Annotated in this window: 16 protein-coding genes; 3 read left to right on the forward strand and 13 right to left on the reverse strand. The window is 37.1% G+C overall.

Going from position 1 to position 23387, the window contains the following annotated elements:
• Positions 1-127: 127 nt before the first annotated feature.
• The 10 genes from QME45_01245 to QME45_01290 all read right to left on the reverse strand — a co-directional run bounded on the left by QME45_01245 (position 128) and on the right by QME45_01290 (position 14958).
• Complete coding sequence (locus QME45_01245) at positions 128-3415, reverse strand: DUF5107 domain-containing protein (protein ID MDI6617285.1); 3288 nt, start codon at positions 3413-3415, stop codon at positions 128-130.
• A gap of 204 nt (positions 3416-3619) precedes the next feature.
• Positions 3620-4993: a right-handed parallel beta-helix repeat-containing protein gene (locus tag QME45_01250; GenBank protein MDI6617286.1), complete on the reverse strand. Its 1374-nt coding sequence runs from the start codon at positions 4991-4993 to the stop codon at positions 3620-3622.
• Positions 4994-5159: 166 nt separating this feature from the next.
• Entirely contained in the window at positions 5160-6065 is a 906-nt protein-coding gene (locus QME45_01255; protein ID MDI6617287.1) for a carbohydrate ABC transporter permease, read from the reverse strand.
• A 26-nt stretch (positions 6066-6091) separates the two neighbouring features.
• The gene (locus tag QME45_01260; GenBank protein MDI6617288.1) at positions 6092-7039 is read right to left on the reverse strand and encodes an ABC transporter permease subunit; all 948 of its coding nucleotides are present in this window, start codon (positions 7037-7039) and stop codon (positions 6092-6094) included.
• A gap of 94 nt (positions 7040-7133) precedes the next feature.
• Positions 7134-8807 (reverse strand): hypothetical protein, encoded by a 1674-nt coding sequence (locus QME45_01265; GenBank protein MDI6617289.1) that lies wholly within the window; start codon positions 8805-8807, stop codon positions 7134-7136.
• 288 nt (positions 8808-9095) lie between these two features.
• Complete coding sequence (locus QME45_01270) at positions 9096-9824, reverse strand: response regulator (GenBank protein ID MDI6617290.1); 729 nt, start codon at positions 9822-9824, stop codon at positions 9096-9098.
• Positions 9825-9846: 22 nt separating this feature from the next.
• On the reverse strand, positions 9847-11568 hold the full coding sequence (locus tag QME45_01275) for a histidine kinase (protein ID MDI6617291.1): 1722 nt from the start codon (positions 11566-11568) through the stop codon (positions 9847-9849).
• Positions 11569-11653: 85 nt separating this feature from the next.
• On the reverse strand, positions 11654-13009 hold the full coding sequence (locus tag QME45_01280) for a sn-glycerol-1-phosphate dehydrogenase (GenBank protein ID MDI6617292.1): 1356 nt from the start codon (positions 13007-13009) through the stop codon (positions 11654-11656).
• Between the two features lie 195 nt (positions 13010-13204).
• A complete protein-coding gene (locus QME45_01285; GenBank protein ID MDI6617293.1) occupies positions 13205-13471 on the reverse strand; it encodes a DUF6171 family protein in 267 nt (88 codons plus the stop codon).
• 2 nt (positions 13472-13473) lie between these two features.
• Positions 13474-14958 carry an alpha-N-arabinofuranosidase gene (locus QME45_01290; protein ID MDI6617294.1) on the reverse strand — a complete coding sequence of 495 codons (1485 nt, stop codon included), beginning with the start codon at positions 14956-14958 and terminating at the stop codon, positions 13474-13476.
• Between the two features lie 246 nt (positions 14959-15204).
• Between QME45_01290 and QME45_01295 the strand changes: the two genes are divergently transcribed.
• The 3 genes from QME45_01295 to araD are packed head-to-tail and all read left to right on the forward strand — an operon-like array spanning position 15205 to position 18697.
• Positions 15205-16299, forward strand: coding sequence for a GntR family transcriptional regulator (locus QME45_01295; protein ID MDI6617295.1), 1095 nt, complete (start codon positions 15205-15207; stop codon positions 16297-16299).
• Between the two features lie 3 nt (positions 16300-16302).
• The gene (gene araB / locus QME45_01300; protein ID MDI6617296.1) at positions 16303-17982 is read left to right on the forward strand and encodes a ribulokinase; all 1680 of its coding nucleotides are present in this window, start codon (positions 16303-16305) and stop codon (positions 17980-17982) included.
• 22 nt (positions 17983-18004) lie between these two features.
• Complete coding sequence (gene araD / locus QME45_01305; GenBank protein MDI6617297.1) at positions 18005-18697, forward strand: L-ribulose-5-phosphate 4-epimerase; 693 nt, start codon at positions 18005-18007, stop codon at positions 18695-18697.
• Between the two features lie 110 nt (positions 18698-18807).
• Here the strand turns inward: araD and QME45_01310 are convergent, their stop codons facing one another.
• The 3 genes from QME45_01310 to QME45_01320 all read right to left on the reverse strand — a co-directional run bounded on the left by QME45_01310 (position 18808) and on the right by QME45_01320 (position 23380).
• Positions 18808-20694: a heparinase II/III family protein gene (locus QME45_01310; protein ID MDI6617298.1), complete on the reverse strand. Its 1887-nt coding sequence runs from the start codon at positions 20692-20694 to the stop codon at positions 18808-18810.
• A gap of 95 nt (positions 20695-20789) precedes the next feature.
• The gene (locus QME45_01315; GenBank protein ID MDI6617299.1) at positions 20790-22352 is read right to left on the reverse strand and encodes an extracellular solute-binding protein; all 1563 of its coding nucleotides are present in this window, start codon (positions 22350-22352) and stop codon (positions 20790-20792) included.
• 74 nt (positions 22353-22426) lie between these two features.
• Positions 22427-23380, reverse strand: a complete 954-nt coding sequence (locus tag QME45_01320; GenBank protein ID MDI6617300.1) for an ABC transporter permease subunit — start codon at positions 23378-23380, stop codon at positions 22427-22429.
• Positions 23381-23387: the final 7 nt, after the last annotated feature.

Genomic DNA, 23387 nt, shown 5'->3' on the forward strand with positions numbered 1-23387 from the left:
TTATTCCACTAATGAAAACCTTAAGCAAGAATTTTTACATTTTATATTTTTAAACTTTTTAATCAAAAAATAGCCACAAAAAGACATTAATATAAAAAGTTATCATCCCTAGAATAACTTTCTATATTTAATACATTCCACTTACTATAATTTTAGGCCATGGCAGTTCATCAGTAATCTCCAATAATTTATTATACTTCTCCGTAACTTTATTCTTATTGCCAAGTCCTACATAACCATATAATGCACCAACAGTATATTTTATTTGATTTAATCGTCGCATATCCTGTTCAAAGGGTAAACCTACTGGAAAAGCTTCAAAATATTTATAACGGCAACTACTCCTAAGTTCATTCTCACAAATATCAATCATTTTCATATAGACTTTCTGTGCTTCTGTTTCCTCTCCTAACTTCCGATATGCCAGACCTTTAAAATATTCTGCTTCATCAATATCAGATGTCTCATTTATTATTTTTTGCAAACATGCTTTATAGTTATCAATATCGCCTATCGATTCATATACAGATGCAATATAATAGTACACATGGCCTTCACGAGCATGATATTTACGACCTTCATTGTAATTTGATGGATAATCTAGGGCCTTTTTAAATATAGATAATGCTTCCTTATATCTATTGCATCTAAAAGCTTTATATCCAAGAATAACATAAGAAAGAATATGCAGTTTGGGTAGTATTCCCTCTCCACCTTCATACGGATGAAATATATGGTTTTTTAGCTTTTCTACCGCACCTTGCACATTGCCCGTAGATATTAAAAGTGTAATATATTGAGTATACAAATCATCTCTTTCATCCACCAGGTTTATATTATCCTCAAGCAATTTCAATCTGGTTTCAAAAGAACATTTTGCAACTTTATAAACTTGCAGAAGTTCTAAAAGAAATCTTGAATTGCAACCATCCAATTTAAAAGCTTTTTCCATCTCTGAAACTGCACCTATTACATCATTTCTTTTTTCAAAATAAGCAATAGCTAAATTTCTATGAACTATAGCGATTTTACAATCAATTTTTTTCGCATTTTCCCAGCATTTAATTCCTTTGTCAACGTTGCCACGAGCATAATACATATTTCCAAGATAATAATACGCTCTTGAACTTTCAGGCGCAAATTTTATTGCACTTCTCAGTATAGTAAATTCTATGATTTTATTTGGGAAGCAATAGTCCATACAAAGTCTATCTGCTATTTCAAATTCATTTAAAGATTTTTCAATAGAATTTTGTATCCTATAAATATAACCTAAATAATAATGCTTCATCGGGAAATCATTATTACATTTTTCAAGTACACTCTGGGCTTCACTGTAAAAACCTGCGTTTATATAATCTGCTGCTAACCCGATATATGAAGAAATCTTCCCGTTTAAAATGAACTTTAAATTTTCAAGAGTATCCTCAGCCTTTTTTGTTTCATTTAATGCACATTGTATTAAATACAGTTCATATCTTGAGCCATAATCCAATTTATCATATGAATTTGTTTCCTTACATAATTCTAATGCCTCCGAAAATCTGCCTAGTCTTCTAAGCACCGCTGATTTTAGATCCCTTGACTTAACGCTCCATATATTAGTATTCAAACAAATCTCTATATAATTCAATGCTAAATTATAGTTGCCATATCTCGCCTCAATCTCTGCCGACTGATGCATAGCAGCTGACCGCCAGCAATAATTCCATGAAGCTTTTTGAAACGCATTAAGCGCGGCATTATCCTCTCCTAACTGTCTTAACGTTATGCCTAAATTGTAATATGGTTCCCCATCATATGGATTATAATTCCTCATAATTAATCGATTTATAGACTTTTGAAAATATTCTTTTGCAAGATAAAAATTTGCTCTTTTATATTCCCTAATACCCATAGCATTATTACAGCGATAATCACCAGGATCACGTTTTAATCCCTCAAGATAATATGGATCTGGATCATAAGTAGGATGCTTATACTGTTCAATATGTAGACCATTTAAATATAGTTCATCTACTGTTTTAATTTGTTCTGGATCTTTTGCTGCTTCAGTAGCTTTAGGAGGTTGCTTATCTTCGAAGAATTTCGGTAATTTCTTATACGAAATAATTTCTTTACCTGAACTGTTATATAATCCGATAAATAAATCATCCCATGATATCTCTTTATGTAAATCTATATCATATTTGAATGGCATCTCAGGGGATATGTCAAATGTTCCTTCTCTAATAACATGATCTTTATTTTTTAAGACAAAATGAACATCTTTTCTTTCACATGTGGAATTAAATGCTAATTTTACTATAGTTCCATCAATATCAATACTTACAGCACCTTCTATATTAGCATTCTTAAGATAAGGCATATCTTTTAATGGATACCAATAGTCATTAAATGTCTTTGTTTCATATGGTTGTAACCATGAAAAATCAGGCTGATTATCTGTATATTGACCAGTCATTATCTCTATATATGGACCATCTTTATCTGTAAGGTTTTTCTGCCAGACATCGCCAAACTCACCATTACCCCATGTAAAAAACTTTTTTCCTGGTGATGTGTTTCTATCAGCAATGTGTACAGTACCAGAATTTTTTGAGTAATCATATCCCGCCATAAAATCATAATTGGAGTTAAAAATAAAAAACGAAGCAGGAGCGTGAATATTTTTATACCAGGTAATATCAGTGCCACTACCAAAATCAATCCCTGCGAATATACCTTTTACCTCTGGGAACTCTGACACGTTAAGCTTGTTATGATAAGTTATATAATCTATATCAGAAGGAAAGATAACTCTATAGTCATCATTCACATGTACTGCAAGATTTGACCACCAATGAAAGGTCTGTACATAAGGAGTTCTATTATAAATTTTAATTTTTGCCTGTAAATAGGATCTATCTGGATATATTGTAATACCTGCCATACCCTTTGTCCCATATAATGGTTCTATTTCGCCAACCCAAACTGTTTTACTTCCATCAGGGTTTTGCTCTATTGTCGAATCTACAGGCATAAACGTTGTAGGCCTATGATGCTGAGGCCAATTAAATTCAATTCCACCCGAAATCCATGGACCACATAGCCCTATTAATTGTGGTTTTATCACATTATTATGATATACAAAATTATAATTATTTACTTTATCAAATCCCTCATAAATTCTTCCTCCAAGTTCTGGGAGCACTATAGTTTTTATATATTTATTCTCAATTTTAATTGCATCATAAGTTTTAACAACTTTTTCATCTGTTATTTTATCGGTCATTGGAAGTGGATAAATATTTCCTCTAGTTCCTTGATTATTTCTTAACTCAAAAAACATCGGCATCTTTTCGGGTTTATCTACTAAATATGTTGGTATTTTAAGTTGTTCCCTATATGCATCAACACAATTTTTACTTCTCATATCTGACAACCCATATTCCCTCCAATACAATTGACATATATTAAATTTTAGAAAATCTCCTGAAGAGCCATGTAAATCTGCTCTTTTATATCATAAACACAGTAAAGCTCAACTTTGTTGCATATTTTAAAATATAAAAGCCGAATTTTATCATTTTTATTTGATGAAAGCAATAAATAAATATATATTTAGCCACTTAAACAGTCATATAGTCCTTTGGCTATTTTGTACCGGTTTTGTCAAATTACACAGTTTACCCCATACAGACCCACACCATTCCATTCCATCTTTTGGACTGACATCTTCTATGGAAAACGGCAACTTTCTTATGGCTAACGGATCGTAAGGCAAGTTTTTCATATTTCCGTACCAATTCCCATTAAAATGCGAACTCTGCCATCCTTTTACCGGACTTTCCTTAAATGCAAAAATATTTTCATGAAAATAATGGGACTCTCCATCTTTATGGCAACATATTTGAAGAGCACTTTTATTATTTACAAAAAGATTTCCATAGAATTCGGCGACAATTTTTTGATCATCCTGTACTAAGCACCTTTTATCATCGATACTAATATTATAACGCAGAATTGTTGAACTACAATTTTTGTTATAATTAAGTCCCATACAATCAAGCCAGAAACCTCCTTGATTATCATGGCTATAATTATACTGAAAGATAGTATCCCCACTAGTTCCCCAATCGGTATCAAATGCCGTTCCATCATTTTCAAATAGCCTTGTTCTAGCTACTTCATTATACTGAATCAAAGCATTTTCAGTGGCACATACCCAAATACCCGCAATAAGGTGCGTATCTTCCAAAGTGCCCAAAGCACCTGCATCAAGGCAACGGTTCCCATCAATTAACGGGGAAATAGAATTAGCCACGATTATTCCATCACTTCCAGTTCTTTCAATCAGGTTATTCCGTATTACCACATGCGTATGATGTATATCATTTATGAAGTCCTCCTGCTGGTTTACCCTAATTCCACTAGTTAGCACATCATGTACATAATTATTGCTTATGATAATATCATGCAAATGGTTTGTACTTGAAGACCTTCCATCCATTGTTATATAGATCCCCGAATTCCAATACATATTCCTATATACTCCCAGGTTTCTCCTATTTTCTCCTGTTACATTACTTATTTCACAGCTTTCGATCAAAATTCCCTGAGTAATTCCAGTAGCACTACCGCATATGCAGATACCCTGACGAATAGTACGCTCATTACTGTGATTTGTAAAGGATAATCCCTGGACGATCCAGTAACTTATTCCCTTTAAAAGAAGTGCAGCATATGTACCTTCTCCATTTATTACCGGCTTATTCCCATCTCCATAGGACTCCATAATTATTGGATTATATTTTTCTCCCGAACCTTTAGGAGCTAACATCCCATACCATGCTCCGCCAGATCGAAATCTTATTATGTCTCCAGGCAAAAATGTATAACTATTTACGTTATTTAGGCTTTTCCATGCTTGTTCTTTAGAAAGTCCTATATTGAAATCATTTCCATTCCTATCATCTATATAGAAGCATCTTCCCTTATCATATCCCATCATAGCCATTCTCCCTTTGAGACAGATTTTATACTATTCACTTTTATAACCATTCTCTCTTAACATCAAATTCAGATGTTTATTTTTTCTCTCAGATTTCCAGATTGTTTTTTCCATTCGGTCTTATGTGTCTTTTCTTCATCTTTTAAATAAAATCCTAGGTTTCCTTTCACCCTTTTATAGAACCGATCATAACACCTTTTTCAAAAAATTTTTGCGCAAACGGATATGCCACGATCAAGGGAATGGCCGAAAGTACCATGCATGCAAGCTCAATAGTTTTGTAGTTAGCAGCACTATTAGAAAGCGTTGTCAATATAGAAGATGTCCCACTTGACAGAGTACTGCCCAGCTTTGCAGCAAATTCGCTTGATTTTGTAATTGAAAGCGTATAATAAGATAACGTCTGTATTGCCGTCGACTTAGTATAATATAAGGTCTGCGTATAATCATTCCACATAAATACTGCCGTAAAGATTCCAAGAGCACTGATTACGGGTTTGGAAAGAGGGATCACTATTTTAAAGAATATAAAATATTCTCCTGCCCCATCCATCTTCGCAGATTCGAATAAGGCATTGGGTATCGTCTTGAAATTAGCATTAAAGATAATGACATTATAAAATCCTCCGAATAGGCAGGGAATGATATAAACCCAAAAAGAATTATAAATATGCAGCGCATTAAACAGGATAAAATAAGCAATCACTCCTCCATTTAGATACATGCTGATAAATCCAATTATGGTATAAAATTTTTTGCCTACCAAATTACTCCTTGAAAATCCATAGGCAAACATGGCCGTAATCAATGTCTGCATAACCGTAACAATGACAGTCCTTGCACAAGTAATTCCAAAAGCTTTTATAATATCAGCATTATTTAAGACTGCCTTCCAGCTTTCCAGAGAAAAGTCATGTATCCAAATGAGTGCATATCCATTCTTAGAGATATCCTGTGCGCTATTGAGTGAATTAATAACCGAATACCATACCGGATAGACTGTAATAACCATAATAAATATCATCAAAATCGTTAAAAATATATCGAACCTGTTTCTACGTCTCGATCTCATTCTATCTCGAGTCGCCTCCTCACATTCTAAAGCAGCCCGTTATCTGTCAGTTTCTTAGATAATTTATTTGCCAGCAAGAGCAAACCTATCGCTAAGACGGACTTGAATATATTGACTGCTGCTGCCATGCCAAACTGTAGTTGTGTCAAACCTACTTTATAAATATAGGTATCAATGACTTCACTGCGCTCCAGATTAAAAGGATTCTGAAAAACATAAATTTGATCAAAATTATTGTTCATGATGCCGGCTACAGCAAAAATAACCATAATTACAATTGTTGCCTTAATACTTGGCAAAGTAATATACCACATTTTTCGGAAACGTCCGGCGCCATCCAAATCAGCCGCTTCATAAAGTTCCTGGTCAACTCCTGCAATGGCTGCTGTATAAAGGATAGTACTCCACCCCAGCTCCTTCAACAAGTTTGAAAAAATTGCGATCCACCAGAAATATTTGGGGTCTGCCATAAAGACAATCGGTTTATCGATTATTCCCAGTTTCATCAGAATTTGATTAGCGAAACCCCCATCTCCACTTAACAGTGTCATTATAATTCCTCCGAAAACAACCCATGAAATGAAGTGAGGCATATAAGTTACCGTCTGAACGAAGCTTTTGAATTTTTGACTTTTAATTTCATTAATCAATAATGCGAAAAAGATCGCCAATGGTATGGTGATCAGATTACCAATCAAGTTAATACCAAGTGTATTTACCAGCATTCTTCGAAAATCATGATTTCCAAAGATAATCTTAAAATTCTGCAATCCATAAAATGGGCTAGTAAATACACCCTTGAATCCCTCTGTCACATCATAATTTTTAAAAGCTAGAATCAGGCCAAATAGCGGAACAATATTAAACAAGATCAACAAGACAGTTCCCGGAAGCATCAGGGAATGCAATTGAAATTGTGTGTGTTTATCATAGCCCAGTCGATAACTTTGAATTGTCCTTTCATCCTTTTTCATTGAAAAACACCTCTATTCAAATGACGCTCGAAAACTGCCTCATCCGCAGCAGCACTCATGTTTTTTGCATTAAAATAGTCAGCAATTATCAGTATTATTTATACAAAGATGCATTTACATCCTCAATTTTTTCTCCTGTCTTTTCACAGTTTTCTTTGAAAGCTTTATTGTATTCTTTATCAACCGCATTTATATTATAGGTTTGCAAAGTATTTATCATATTAGCGTATTCTTTTTCAAATGCACTATCAGACTTGGCCGTAACTACTTTTGCTTTCTGCTGTTCTAAATATGTCTTGATCTGCGACAGCTTTACACCTAAATCGCTGGAAGGCTCAATGACATTACTGTTCAAAAAGCCCAATAAGGATTGATCATACATATATGTTTTCTCATATTTGCCCAGCGCTGGCATCAAAGCAACTTCAACTCCACGATTAGTTTTCGGGTCAGGAACCGGTTCCGTATTTCTTTCAAAAGATGTATTGGCAAAGGGCCATAAAAGTACATTATTTTTATAATCATCATTAAATTTCTTTGTCTGGGATTCCGTTTTCGTAACAATTCCTTTTTTGTCAATCGTATAATCCTTGTTTTCTTCTCCATAATAATTGATCAAAAGCCCTTCGCGGCTGGAAGCCCAGCTTATCAATTTGGCAAGCTTCTCAGGATTTTTGCAATCTTTAGAAATCAAAGTCTGAATCCAGCCTGTTCCTGCAGATTTATTAACTGGCATAGCAGGACGTGCATTATTATCTGCTACAATTGGTCCATAAGATACCCACGGCATATTATCTTTTGCCTCATTAGCCTGATTTCCGATCCAGCAAAATACCCGTTTAGCATCCAAATAAGTCTTTACCGCCGTCGAATCGATGGTAAGAGAGTTTACATCCAGATATCCCTTTTGGATACATCTATTTATGAACTGTAGTGCATTTTTATAACCGGGGCTCAATTCAAGATGCCGATAATTCCCATCAGCATCAACAGGAACAGCTCCGAAATTCCACGCTATTATACTATCCAGGCTAGCATCTATCCACATATTACCATCGAATATCAATGGAATTACTGCTTGACCATTCACTTTATGACCTGAATTCTTCACCTTTTCACAAGCATTCAAAAAACCTTGTTCTGTGCTTACATCTGCTTGTGTTATACCAAGAGCATCCATAATCTCTTTATTAAACATGATACATGAATTGCTTCCCTTTTGAGCTACATCAACCCATACCTGATCATCCGGTGGAAAAATTTTTCTGTTATCTGTTGATTCCATATGGCTTGGATAAGAATACCAACCTCCATAGCTATCGGTTAAAGCTTTCTTAACATCCTCGGGAAAATCCTTTAGTAAATGAGAATCAGGGTCATATTTTGTAAAAAAGCTTTTCATATCCCACACCTTGTTTGATTTTATCAGTTTCTTAATCGTATCCTGATCCGTTACAGATATCATATCAGGAAGCTGATTGGAAGCAATCATCAACCCAAGTTTTGTATCTGCATCTGTAGGAGGCTGTTCAAGATTGAATGTAATGCCAATCTTATTTTTAATATAATCCAGCGCAGGAGAACTATCAGTGTTCCACGCACTTGGTCCATATCCTGTTACATCTGAAAACCAGTAAATCTTATCTTCCTGACCTACTTCCTTTTTACTATTTTTCGATATCCCTTTATTGCTGCCACAGCCAACCATGCTTATCACCATAACTATTGTAATGACTGTCGTCAAGCCTTTCATCAATTTCCCTTTCATGATTTTTTATTCCCTCCCATTAGAATTTTAAAAACAGGTTTAAACATATTATTACTGAATCTTTTTATTTTTCTTTATATATCTATTTAACTATACATATTGTATATATAAATTGACATGTACTTATTTTTTTATTTTGGTATTTATTTAATATCTGTCTAAAATAATTGCAGAGGAAAAAGAAAAAAGCTGAATGTCCGATCTCCTTATTCATATCCAGCTTTCTTCATAAAATCTATGTGCTTGGAAATTTAGGTACGGAACTCATATTGGCGTCATAGAAATTATCTAAAATTGTTTTCGATAGGCAGCTGGGGTTAATCCAGTCACTTTTTTGTATACCTTTATAAAATAAAAATAGTCAGAATATCCGACATCTGAAGCAATCTCAGCAATGCTCTCATTCGTTGTCCGAAGTAGCTCCTGTGCTTTTTGAATTCTGCATTCCATTATGTGTTCACTAAAGCTTTTCCCAGTTTTCTTCTTAATCAATGAACTAAGATAGCATTCACTCAACCTGTATTTTTCAGAGAGTTCTGATAAAGAAATAGGATTTCGGTAATTATTTTGTATAAAAGAAACACTATCCTTAGCAATTACATTATCAGAAATATACCCGTTTTTTTCACTGCCGCCTTTACTCAAATCGAATCCATCTTTTATTTTATCTAATGCCTTTTTTAGTTCCTCCGCTTCAATAGGTTTAAGTAAATAATCTGAACAACCAAGCCGTATTGCTGCCCTTGCATATTCAAAATCTGAATATGCACTGATAAATATCACTTTTGTCTGTAGCTTCTTATTTCGGATTTTTTCAAGCAATTTAAGGCCATTAAAACCTGGCATACGTATGTCTGATAAAATCAAGTCCGGACCAATGTGTAAAATCCTTTCCCATGCGCTTTTCCCACTATCTGCCTCTCCACAAATTGTATAGCCGCATCCATTCCAGTCAATCAGATTTTGCAAGCTAATCAAAACCCATGGTTCATCATCCGCCAAAAAAACCCGATACATACAATTTTCCTCCTTGTCTCCATTAGTTTATAGGGATCACAAGTTCAATAATCGTTCCTATATTGGCCTCGCTTTTCACTCTGAAATCTGCTTTCTCTCCATAATACAAATGGAGTCTATGATACACGTTCAAAATTCCGATACCATGTTTCTTCGATGATAGGGGCTGATTTACACTATCTCCTTCTAATGTTTTACGAAGCGATTGCAAAGAAGCATCAGACATCCCGCATCCATTGTCAGTAACGGTAATGACAATACTCCCAGCCTTTTTCTCTACGCGAACCTCTACAGCTCCCTTGCCAGGTTTAAGCTTAAGCCCATGAAATACAGCGTTTTCCACCAATGGCTGTATAAGCATCTTGGGAATTTTTACAGATAACACTTCTCTCCCTGCAGTAACATTCAATTGATACCTCCCCATAAACTGAAATTCTATAATCCGTGCATATTCCCTAAGATTTTTCAAAACTTCTTCGACAGTTACCCACTCCCCGCCTTTTACATTATAACGGAAAAGATGAGAAAGCAACTGAGTAAAATCAGCTATTTCCTTTTGCCCATGGTATAATGCCATACCACGAAGGCATTCAAACATGTTATATAAAAAATGCGGATTAATCTGACTCTTATAAGCAATCAATTCTGACTGTTTCTTTGCATACTCCAATTGCAGATACTTTTTTTGTGATTCCATAATTTTGGCATTAAGCCGCTCAATATCATCCAACATCTGGTTCATCTTTTCCGCCATTTCGCCAATTTCATTGTGCTCTAAAACGTTAATACGCTGGTTGGTATCTTTTGTATATCTTGCCATAAAAGCTGCCTGCAGTCTGATTGGCCGAATGATTCGCTTATATACCATAAAACACATAAAAATAGATATGATAATAACAGCCATGTAAGTCATATAGTTCAATCTCTTCATTTGACTTATCCCATGTATTAAAGATTTTCTGGGAATCACATTCACTAAATTCCATTGACATTTTTCCAATCGCTTATTGTAAACAATTTCATCAGCTTTCTGCTTTTCACGTTCTGTTATAGAACAATATTCCTTTTTCCATGCTCCTGCCTTAACTAGCACATTCCCGTTTTGATCCAAAATCGCTATAGTTGCTTCTTTATTAATCAAGGATTTGTCTAAAATCTCCTGTAAATTTTTAACATCAAACAATAAAACGACTGTTCCAATATAGTCACAACTTTCTTTTTTATATTCATATACCAGCATTTCTGTTATAAAATAGTTTACGCCTTGATCATTTATCCTCCCGGAGTAACTAACTAATTTCTGATGTTTAAGGAATTCAGGTTTTGGGATAAATATATCTCCTTTGGATGCAATAAGGTTATCATCTGTGTCATACAATGCAACATTAACTAGATCCTTATTTATCCTACGGTTACTTCCAACCATCAGGTAAAAATTATCTAAATATTCAGCTCTAGTAGGATAATCAGACGCTTTCAAAAACGATATCACTGATTCATTATATATAATATTGCTATACATATTATTAATATCTTCTTCATAAAGTGCCGCCTGATCCTCTGCTTGTCGAAAAATAACTTTACTGGATTCTCTTGACTCTTTCATACTCGAATAGTCTGCAACATCATTTGTAATAATAAATGAAACAATTAAAACAAAGAATATTATTAATACAAGTAAAACATACTGTTTCATAAGACTATTCTGTTTTTTCCCAAAAAGCCTATCCATTTCCCTTAACATATGGTTTTTGCCTCCCTATGTAGTAAAATGATCGTGGCAGAGCAGATAACGAAATATTATATAAAAAATATTTTCCCCATCGGACCTAATCATAATACTTGTCAGCAATAATCCCAGCGGCTTCTTCTATCTTCCCAATGTCCTCCAAAAGCTGCAAAATACCATAGCGTTTTCTTATATCTTTGGCTGCGATAAAACTTTTTTTAAAAAGTTCCTTATCGAGGCCTAATTCCGAGGGTTTGTAAACAGCGCCCACATCTTTCAATACATTTCTTACATAATCAGCATCCGGCAAATTTGAGTCACAAAGTTTCTTTACTTTATCCCATTTATTCACTATATTTTTAACGTTTTCTTCTCTTTCGGTCTCATCAAAACAAATATAGCCTTCCTTTTCTTTGATGATTTTTGGTGCCGTCCTGCCATAAACTTCGTTAAGATTTTTAATCCATTTATCCCTGCTGAAATGCCTGTATTCTCCCTGTGAATATATTTTTTGTATATCAAGACCGCCCGCATATTTATAAGCCTCAATAATAATCCCGACGCCTACTCCTACATTGTTCCCATGCAAATACTCGGGAATTTTGCCTTCATTCATAAAGATGTTCTCCCAGCAATGGGACAGATGATGCTCTCCTCCCGATGCCGGCCTTGAAGTTTTACACATTCCAATAGCTATTCCGGAAAGAATCAATGCTTCTGTTATGCTTTCAATGGCTTTGCTGTCCCTTTCGGGTATTCCCTTTGAATACTTTATGCAATTTCGTAAAGCCTTCATCGTCACTTGCGCTATTGTATCGCAGAAATACTCACCATTTAAAATCCTGGACAAGTTCCAGTCAGCTAAGGCTGTATATTTGCCCAGAATATCCCCTAATCCGGACTGAAGCATCTTCATCGGTGCTTCCCTTAAAATATCGATATCGGCTATGATCGCTTGCGGATATACTGCATCCAATGTCGTTTTGACTCCATTTATTATCAATGGGGACACTACGGAAGCATACCCGTCCATGGAAGGAGCCGTACATACGATTGCATACGGAATACCTGTTTTATAGCTTAAAAACCTGCACAGATCATTTATGGTTCCGGAACCTATGGCCAGAATAAGCTCAGCATCGTGCGGAATCCCGATAATCATTCTCCCAAGCGCTTTCTCATCCGGCACAAGGCGCTCATCTTCAAATACCAATTTAGTTATGCCAAATTTCTTGTTTAACTTCTCCTCGACGATTTTACCGGCTGCTTTATATGTGTTTCTATCTTCGACAATGAAGATGCGCTTAACATCAAATTTACTCAGGATATGTTCAATTTCATTTATTACTCCGCTTCCAATTTTTATGTCCTTAATCTCCACACTATGGCTGCGGCCGCACGAGCAGTCAAAATGTATGCCTGCCATATCTTCCACTTTCAAAGACAATAAATCCACTGTAATCACCTCCCTAAAATAATAAAGTCCAAGCCATCATGTAAGTATATTTTATTTGTGTTATCTTCGATTCGTAATATGAGCTTATGTTATTTTGAGCACTCATTCGTTGCTCAAAATAACATAAGCCTATTTATACCTGATTTCATATTGCGAATCGAAGTTGTGCCATGAAGCTTCAGTATTTTTATATATTTACCGCCATCTGGATGTTGAAGGATAAGGACAATCCTTATCCTTCAACAATGCCCTGATCTGTACAATGCATCCGCATTGGCTGCAAGTCGTATCATATTCCATGTACTTACAGCATTTGCACTGCTCAAGCCTTTTTGTATATTCCTCCCCGGATATTATATTGAAATTTTTGCTGCTTATAATTTCATCGACCATTTTTTCTATATCCTCTGGAGAAACTCTGACGCTTAAGTTGCAACCTCTGCAATCCCTTAAATGTTCCATGATTATTTTATTTCAAGTGTGACAATCGACATAGCAGGGATCGATAACCTCAGCGTGTTATTTTCTACGCTTACATCGTTAAATGATGCCGGCACGACTTTATCCGGATTTTCAAATGTATTGTGGGCATTCATGCTGTCTGCAGTCAAAATTGTTCCATTTACCGACGCTTCAGTTTTTGCTTTTCCCCTTAATTCACACTCAACAGGAGCCGCTTTTTCCGGATTCAAATTGCATATCGAAATATGAATCTTTCCATCCTCATCGGAAGAAGCCGTTGCGGAGAGCTGCGGTATGCTGTCATTTCCATATTCATATTCGGGAGACTGCATATATAACGAAAGCAATTCAGCATCCTGATGAACTTTATACATATCAAATACATGATATGTCGGCGTAAGTACTATCTTATCCCCTTCCGTAAGTATTACAGACTGAAGTACGTTTATCGTCTGGGCAATATTGGCCATTCTTACTCTATCACAATGTTTATTGAATATATTAAAATGTATTCCGGCAACTAAAGCATCTCTCATGGTATTCTGCTGGTACAAAAATCCCGGATTGGTTCCAGGCTCGACATCAAACCATGTCCCCCATTCGTCTACAACCAGCGCTACTCTCTTTTGAGGATCATATACATCCATGATAGTGGAATGCCTTGTTATAAGTTCATCCATCTTGTAAGCTTTTTTCATCGTAACAAACCAATCATTTTCATTGAACTTTGTAGCCGATCCCTTATGGCCCCATGAATCTCCAGGTACAGTATAGTAATGCAAACTTAATCCATCCATGAATCTGCCTGCCTGTTTCATAAGGACCTGCGTCCAGTTATAGTCATCAGCGCTTGGACCGCACGCTATCTTGAATATTTTATTTGAGCCGAAGTTTCTTACATATGACGAATACCTGCGGAAAAGGTCTGCATAATACTCCGGGCGCATATTGCCGCCACAACCCCAGTTTTCATTGCCTACTCCGAAATATTTAAGCTTCCACGGCTTACCCCTTCCGTTTTTTGCCCTTAAGTCGGCCAATGGAGATTTACCATCGAATGTCATGTATTCAATCCACTCTCTCATTTCCCGAACTGTTCCGCTTCCAACATTCCCGCATATATATGGCTCCGCGCCTAAAAGCTCGCATAATTCAAGAAATTCATGAGTTCCAAAATGATTGTTCTCCGTTACTCCGCCCCAGTGAACATTTACCATTTCAGGTCTGGTTTTATAATCACCTATCCCATTTTTCCAGTGATATTCATCTGCAAAGCATCCTCCCGGCCATCTTAAAACCGGAATATTGATCTTCCTCAGAGCCTCGACTACATCCTTTCTTATTCCGTCTATATTTGGTATGTCCGAGTCTTTGCCTACCCAGAAGCCTCCATAAATGCACCTTCCCAAGTGTTCAGAAAAATTACCGTAAATGTTTTTGTTTATTTTTCCCTTTTTGATATCGGTATTGATGATTATTTTCGGCATGCTAATTCCTCCCCATCAAAATAAATAATGTACGTACAAGTGTGATAATAGATATGCAGTTTATAATATATTGTCCATACATTACAGCCCTATTTTAATCTTTTTTATATGATATTTCAATAAAATTATAAATATTTATAAATGAAAATGTTTTCTCAAATATACTTGTTCATACAATTTTATGATGCTATAATTATTATAAATGTTAATCTATCCATATTTAATGCATAAGCAGGTGTAACATACATGGCAAAGATTGAAAAACCAAAATATCAAAAATTGATTGATTATGTTATTGAAACAATAAAATCCGGTAAAATTGATGCCGACGAAAAGTTATATTCTGAAAATGAGCTGGCAAAAACATTCGGCATCAGCAGAAACACTGTAAGGCAAGCCCTTGGTGACCTTGCAAACGAAGGCTGGCTTTATAGAGTCCAGGGGAAAGGCACATTTGTGAGCGGTCGTACGACGTCGGATAAAGATCGTGAAAAATCCAGGACAATAGCGGTAGTAACTACTTATATCAACGACTATATTTTTCCTTCAATAATTAGAGGAATAGATAGCATTCTCTCTGTAAACGGATATAATATGATTTTAAATTGCACTTATAACCAGCATCAGAAAGAGGGCTTATGCCTTGAAAACCTTCTGAATCAAAATATATGCGGCATTATTGTCGAACCCACCAAGAGCGCACTGCCAAATCCTAATATCGGCCTGTATAAAAAATTTACCGAACTTCATATACCGATACTGTTTATCCACGGCTGCTATAGGGAGCTTAACTACTCCTATATTGTCGAAGACGATGTTGAAGCCGGCTATATAGCTACAAAACATTTGATTGGACTCGACCATAAGAGGATCGCCGGCATTTTTAAAATGGATGATATACAAGGCCATTTCAGATTTTCCGGATTCCAGAAGGCTCATGCAGAAGCCGGACTTCCAATTTCAGATTCCAGAATAATGTGGTTCGAGACTGATAATCTGGAGACAAAATTCAGGAGCAATAACGTTCAACTGGAAAATTTGCTGTCGCAGTGTACGGCTCTTGTCTGCTATAATGATCAAATAGCACTAAAAATTATTGATCTCTTAAGGGAAAAAGATTTAAAAGTCCCTGAAAATATATCTTTAGTAAGCTTTGATGATTCGGAGCTTGCTTTAGCTTCTGAACCAAAGCTTACGACTGTTGCTCATCCAAAGGAGGCTTTAGGTAGGGAAGCAGCAAAAGCAATAATCAATATGATTGAGGGTAAAAAAGATTATTATGACCTGAAAATTAAACCTAAATTAATTGTACGAAACAGTACGCAAAAATGGGGTGAATAAAAAATGGATAAAAAGTATACTATTGGAGTCGATTTTGGCACTCAATCCGGAAGAGCGGTACTCGTTGACATAGCAACGGGTGAGGAAGTCGCATCTGCTGTAAAAGTATATCCTCACGGAGTCATTGATAAGTACCTTCCTGATGGGCATACTAAACTTCCTCCCGATTGGGCTCTGCAGCATCCGCAGGATTATCTGGACGTTTTAAGCGAAACTATTCCATCCGTTTTAAAGGAATCCGGCGTTAGGCCGGAGGATGTCATCGGCATCGGCATCGATTTCACTGCATGTACAATTCTTCCTACGGATAAAGAAGGAACTCCCCTTTGCTTCTATGAAGAATTTAAATCAAACCCGCATTCCTATGTAAAACTATGGAAGCATCATGCTGCCCAAGGGGAAGCAAACAGGCTCAACAAAATTGCCGAAGAAAGAGGAGAAGATTTTCTGAAACGTTATGGCGGAAAAATTTCATCTGAATGGATGATTCCGAAGGTATGGCAGGTCTTGGACGAAGCTCCGGAGATCTATGAAAATGCTGATAAATTTATGGAGGCTGCAGATTGGATTGTAATGCAACTTACCGGAGTTGAGGCAAGAAACAGCTGTACCGCAGGGTATAAAGCGATCTGGAACAAGCATGAAGGGTATCCTTCAAAAGAATTTTTCAAGGCTCTCGATCCGCGGCTCGAAAATATTGTAGAGGAAAAGCTGAGTTCAGATATCCACCCAATCGGCTCAAAAGCCGGGGAAATAACCGCAAAAGCAGCCAGACTTACAGGCTTAAAAGAAGGCACAGCCGTAGCTGTAGCTAATGTTGACGCTCATGTTACGATACCGGCCGTGGGAATAACCGATGAGGGCAAAATGCTGATGATTATGGGAACTTCAACCTGCCATATACTTCTCGGTACCGAAGAAAAAATGGTGCCCGGCATGTGCGGCGTCGTTGAAGATGGAGTTATCCCCGGATATTTTGGCTATGAAGCCGGTCAATCCTGTGTAGGCGACCATTTTGAATGGTTCGTTAAAAACTGCGTTCCGGCAAGCTACACAGAAGAAGCAAGAATAAGGAAAATCGATATACATACGCTTCTTACTGAAAAAGCCTCAAAGCTTAAAGTTGGAGAAAGCGGACTGGTTGCCCTCGACTGGTGGAACGGCAACCGCTCAGTGCTTGTTGACGCGGACCTTACAGGAATGATTTTAGGATGCACGCTGCTTACAAAACCTGAAGAAATATATAGGGCTTTGATCGAAGCTACCGCTTACGGCACAAGGTTGATTGTCGAAACATTTAGAGAAAGCGGAGTCCCCATAAAAGAACTTTATGCCGCCGGCGGAATAGCTGAAAAGAACAAACTTATGATGCAAATATATGCCGATGTAACCAACATGGAAATCAGGATTGCAGGCTCAACTCAGGCTCCTGCCTTGGGCTCGGCAATGTTCGGCGCATTGGCTGCCGGAAGGAACAGAAGCGGTTATGACTCGATAGTTGAAACTGCAAAGCATATGTCCAAGGTAAAGAAAGAATACTTTAAACCAATCCCTGAAAATGTAAAAATATACGATAAGCTATATGCTGAATACAAAATCCTCCATGATTACTTTGGCAGAGGAGCCAACGATGTCATGAAAAGGCTCAAAAAGATCAAAGCTGAAGTAACGCAAATCCGATGAAGGATGAAAGGAGCTCTTTATAATGCTGGAACAATTAAAGCAGGAGGTTCTTAAAGCCAATCTGGAGCTTCCCAAAAAAGGTCTTGTCACCTACACATGGGGCAATGTCAGCGGTATAGATAGAGAATCCGGTTTAATAGTTATAAAACCAAGCGGAGTGCCTTATAATGAACTTAAATTAGAATATATGGTTGTTTTAGACCTTGACGGCAATAAAGTTGAGGGAAAGCTCAATCCTTCTTCCGATACCCCGACACATCTTGTTATTTATAGAAACTTTAAGAGAATCGGAGGAATCGTACACACACATTCAAGATGGGCTACCATTTGGGCTCAGGCCGGAAAGAGCATCCCGGCACTCGGGACCACACATGCGGACTCCTTTTATGGTGAAATCCCATGCACAAGAAAAATGACTGCTGAGGAAATAACAGGCGAATACGAAAGAGAAACCGGGAATGTCATTGTTGAAACATTTAATGGCAAAAATCCCATGTATATTCCAGGAGTCCTTATAAATAGCCATGGGCCCTTCACCTGGGGCAAGAATGCACGCGAAGCGGTTTACAATGCAGTCGTCTTAGAAGAAGTTGCTATGATGGCTTACCATACCCTTTCTTTGGCACCCGGCACAGGCGGCATCGACCAGTCCCTCCTTGACAAACACTTTTTAAGGAAACATGGACCCAATGCTTACTATGGACAGGGAAAGTGATAACCTCTGCCTCCAAGCATCTGGCCAATAACCATAAAGGCGATAGATGCCGTTTTGCATCTATCGCTAATTAATTTTGTCCGTTTATGGATATTTTTATTAAAAAATTGCTATTTATCAAAACAGCATATGCTCGTCTGCTGTGAAAATTGGGTATCTTTGCCATAACGTCGCAGCATTATAAACGATAATATATCAGTCTTATCGGCCCCATAGCACTTGCCAATTATAACTCTAGTATTTTCTTCTCCTTCAAAATGAATGTTAAGCTTCTGCCTTTCATTTATAAAAGATATGTTGAATTCCTTATCATAAACAGTTTGCCTCAAATCAAATAATTGGTCATATCCATTATCTTCCGTAAAGGGTTTGCATATCTTTAGCGGCAGCCGAGTCTCTATTCTCCCCCTGCAATGGAAAATCCAATCGATCTGTGAATTCACCCTGCAGTTGACTGCATAAATATCAATGAATCCATCATCTTTCAAAGATATTTTCCGTTTGAGGGAAACTCCCCTATAAGCGTCTTGGGCTTGCACACAAACACTTTGGTCATTATAGTCCAGCACAGTTGCGCGTGAATTCTTCTGCAGCAGATTGTTTATGCAAACCATGTTATGAGAAATAGAAGTACGGCTCCATTCCCTGGTAAATGAAATCCCATAACCGGATGTCCCCGGATCATAACTTAAAAGTTCATCATTTGCATATACTTCGATGGAATTTTTATCATTATGGTCATGTCCTCCTCCATTGCCTGTGAATTTAAGAGATACCCTTATTTTATCATTTTGTAAAACTGCGATACCCGTATCCTCATAAATAAAACTTTTTCGTACCGGTTCCTCAGGCTCCGGCAGGCTTACAGGCCCATATATAAGCGCCGGTATTGAAGCGCGTGCATAACCCGTTTCTTTTGTAGCATTATTGAATAATGAATGTAAATATGAGTACGGTCGTGGGCTTGCATTTTTATATATCCATGATAGTAAGGACCCGAAGGAATGATCAAACCTCGATAATTCTTCATAAACGGTACACGAACCGAAAATGTTCGATTCAAACCAACCATCATTGTAAGATGGAAACTTCCCGTTTGGATAAACTAACGGCACATAATTCGATGCCATCTTTTTCAAGGTGGGATTCTCGAACAAATCAATATCATTTTCAAGAGCAATCCATGCCAGGCTTAATAACGCATTTAAGGTATAGTAATGATAAGTCGGAGATATTTCATACCAGATCCCCTCCTTGAATGTCCCCTTTTCTAATTGATTCAGCCATCCATATCTGCCATAAATAGTATCCTTCAAAATATCCCGGTCATCTAAAAAGTTGGCGCAAGCAGCTATTGAAGCCTGCATCCATGCATGAATATTGTTGATTTGATTAATCTGGGGTTTAATCAAATGCAAAGCCGGAGTAAAGAATAATTTACCGATTGCATCATATTCCGACTCGTTAAAGATGTTTAAATCGGCACTCATGCGCAAAATACGCTCAATTGCTATGACAAATATCGCTTCGCTGAGCGCTTGTGGATAAACTTTGCCTATACCTGCATATTTTCCGTGTTCAGGATACTTGTCATAATTATTCGCATAAAAAAGTATGGTATCATGGATATAGTTTTTATATCTATTATCAGCCTGTGGAATATGGGCCAGAACTGCAGCTCGCTCCATGTTGCTTACAATAACCGAATGCATGATCTTGCGCCACGCACCATCATACGGCCATCCTGAATAATCCTTATGGCATTTCGGGCATGTATGAATATGAGGCTTGGTAATATTAAAATCCAATCTGATTCCACATGTTTTACAAAAATAATGATGCCCCCATTCGGACTCTTCCAATGGCGGATCCTTGGGTCCCCTATGGATCTGGTCTTCAAAATCCTGTCTCATTACATTGACCAACGATGATGCCCATGGCTGTGTTTTAATCTTCTCCAGTATTTGATCCCAGTAAATTGTTTTACTTCTTCTCATAATATAAAATGCTCCTTTAATATGGTATATATACCCAAAATTGGCGTGCTTCAGATTATTATACCAAAGCACGCCTAAAGTTTACAGCAGGCGCTTTATTTCTTTTTATTTATGCCTGACTTGCTGACAATATCCATATAGCCCTTATATGCCGGGACATATTCTTTTTGAATAAAATCTACAAATTGCTGACGCGTAATCTTGCCGCAAATATACTTTGTCACATACTCGGTATATTTAGCTGGAATCCCTGAATTACTAATATTAAAATTTTCATCATTGATACCTGCCAGTGAACCTTCAGGCAAATAGGTAATTCTGTTAGTTTGTTTCCCTATTTCATCAAATGCTTTTGTGAATATATCCTGTTCATCAGCAGTAGAACCTGTGGCCATCAACAACCCTTTATCCTGACGCTGATAATTGATGGTTGCATATGTGGCGCAATATTTATCAGCCGCCGTTTTTTGATCGGCTGTCTTTATAGCAAATCTTGTCGTTTTATCAAAGCTCGTATAAGTTACGCCTTGAATTCCTGCCGCCAGCAATTCGTTGCATTCATCCGTATACCCATAGTCGAGGAATGCTACAGCCTGATCCTTATTCTTGGTGCTTGCGCTGATTCCATAGTTGCCCCAAATCTGCGGAGCATAGTACACATCGGAAACTGTTTTCCCTTCCTGCCTTAGCGGGGGCCCTGCGACCAATTCAGCCTTTGGGGCGACTTTCCTGACATCATTGGTTTTAGTTGCAGTCATATGTTCCGTAACCTTATTATCATATATGGCGCCGGTTAAACCTGCGGCCCATTTATCATCATCCTCGTACATTTTAGTATTATACCATTCAGAATCAAGAGATCCATTAGCATACATATCATGCAGCCAGTCCATATATTTCATGTATCCGTCCTGGGCCTGCATTAACTGGTAATTTCCATTTTCATCAGGAACTGAGGTGGGCCTGATTCCAAAACCGTTAATTAAGTTACGGTCCATCGGACCCATAACTATATTATATGAAAATCCAAATGTATCATTTTTACCATTTCCATCCGGGTCATCCTTGGCAAAAGCCAGCATTACCTGTTTAAATTCTTCCGGTGTCGTCGGTACTTTCAGGCCGACTTTATCAAGCCAGTCTTTGCGGTATACAATGTTATCCCAAGGTTTTGTCTGGACGCGGGGCAATGAATATAATTCATTGTTCATGTTTGCGACTCTTGTGAAAGACAATTCTTCATCTGTCAAAACTTTCTTGGCATTAGGCATCTTTCCATTGTTGAAATAGTCATCTAATTTTAGCAAAAGCCCGTCTTTTGCCCACTGCTGGTATGTTGTACCCGTGCCGCCCAGCATTATAATATCGGGTAAATCCCCCGATGCCATCACAATATTCAGGCGATCATTATAGTTGTTGATAGGCGGAGCCTCAATGTCCAAAATAGTATTGGTTCGTTTTTCCCACTCCTTTATTACCGGGTTGTCCTGTACAACATATGTGGCAGGCAAACGTTGAATCATCCTCAGTGTTATCGGTTTGCCCTCCTGGTTTACATCTCCCTTTGCCTCTTTTGATTTATTGCAGCCCATCAATGAAATGGACATCACAAAAACAAGTATTGCCGCTAACAAACTTTTGACACTTTTTCCTTTCATCCTGAGTCCCCCCTCTTATTAAAATGATTTATCACACATAAAATAGGCAAGGCGCCTAATATATATGATCATCCTTAAAATAATGAAGTCCCACGGAGTTTATTGGCTATGCGGTTGGTAAAGAGCAGCAGCACTGCAGCTATAACTGATTTAAAAAGTTCTACTGCCGTTGAATAGGAGTACCTGCCTCCCACAATACCTATATGATATATATATGTTTCAAATACCTGCGATACAGATATATTTAAACCATTCTGGAAAAGATATATCTGTTCAAAACCGTTATTCATAATACCTCCTACCGACAGGATAAGCATAATTACTATGGTATTTGCCAGGCTTGGCAGCGTAATATACCATAACTTTTGAAACCTATTGGCCCCGTCGACAGTGGCCGCCTCATAATATTCCGGATTAATAGCCGATAATCCGGCAAGATAAATAATCGTCCCCCATCCTGCTTCCTTCCAGATACTGCTGCCTATGATTACAGTCCTGAACCATTTTGCGGAACCCAAAAAGTTGATTTTGGTACCGTCCAGTTTTACGATAAACGCATTAATAAGCCCATCATTCATCGAAAGGAAATTTGTAAGAATACCTCCTAGTACAACCCAGGAGATGAAATGTGGCAAGTACATCAATGTCTGTGATGTTTTCTTAAACTTCAGCGACTTTATCTCGTTCAATAGCAGGGCTAATATAATAGGTACCGGAAAAGAGACAACCAATCTTGATATGCTTAACAGTATGGAGTTTGAAAAAACGGTATAAAATTGTTCGCTTCCAAATAACTGTTTAAAATTTGCAAAATTGTTAAACTTGCTTCCAAAAATGCCTAATCTAAAACTGAAGTCCTGAAATGCCATTATGATACCATACATCGGTATATATCTGAAAATAATGATATATGCAAGTCCCGGTATGCTCATATAATATAGATATCGTCTTTTAATCATATAATGCTTAGCATCATTTAACTTTTCACGAAAACAATTCTTTTTTGGCTTCACTAGCGATGTTTCCACTGCTTTT

It is taken from the genome of Clostridiales bacterium, from assembly GCA_030016385.1.
Classification (GTDB): Bacteria; Bacillota; Clostridia; order Clostridiales; family Oxobacteraceae; genus JASEJN01.

Bases quoted from the DNA above. Each gene is read 5' to 3' on its own strand.
- QME45_01245 (MDI6617285.1), bottom strand. From the start codon at position 3,415: ATGAGAAGTAAAAATTGTGTTGATGCATATAGGGAACAACTTAAAATA.
- QME45_01250 (MDI6617286.1), bottom strand. From the start codon at position 4,993: ATGATGGGATATGATAAGGGAAGATGCTTCTATATAGATGATAGGAAT.
- QME45_01255 (MDI6617287.1), bottom strand. From the start codon at position 6,065: ATGAGATCGAGACGTAGAAACAGGTTCGATATATTTTTAACGATTTTG.
- QME45_01260 (MDI6617288.1), bottom strand. From the start codon at position 7,039: ATGAAAAAGGATGAAAGGACAATTCAAAGTTATCGACTGGGCTATGAT.
- QME45_01265 (MDI6617289.1), bottom strand. From the start codon at position 8,807: ATGAAAGGGAAATTGATGAAAGGCTTGACGACAGTCATTACAATAGTT.
- QME45_01270 (MDI6617290.1), bottom strand. From the start codon at position 9,824: ATGTATCGGGTTTTTTTGGCGGATGATGAACCATGGGTTTTGATTAGC.
- QME45_01275 (MDI6617291.1), bottom strand. From the start codon at position 11,568: ATGTTAAGGGAAATGGATAGGCTTTTTGGGAAAAAACAGAATAGTCTT.
- QME45_01285 (MDI6617293.1), bottom strand. From the start codon at position 13,471: ATGGAACATTTAAGGGATTGCAGAGGTTGCAACTTAAGCGTCAGAGTT.
- QME45_01290 (MDI6617294.1), bottom strand. From the start codon at position 14,958: ATGCCGAAAATAATCATCAATACCGATATCAAAAAGGGAAAAATAAAC.
- QME45_01295 (MDI6617295.1), top strand. From the start codon at position 15,205: ATGGCAAAGATTGAAAAACCAAAATATCAAAAATTGATTGATTATGTT.
- araB (MDI6617296.1), top strand. From the start codon at position 16,303: ATGGATAAAAAGTATACTATTGGAGTCGATTTTGGCACTCAATCCGGA.
- araD (MDI6617297.1), top strand. From the start codon at position 18,005: ATGCTGGAACAATTAAAGCAGGAGGTTCTTAAAGCCAATCTGGAGCTT.
- QME45_01310 (MDI6617298.1), bottom strand. From the start codon at position 20,694: ATGAGAAGAAGTAAAACAATTTACTGGGATCAAATACTGGAGAAGATT.
- QME45_01315 (MDI6617299.1), bottom strand. From the start codon at position 22,352: ATGAAAGGAAAAAGTGTCAAAAGTTTGTTAGCGGCAATACTTGTTTTT.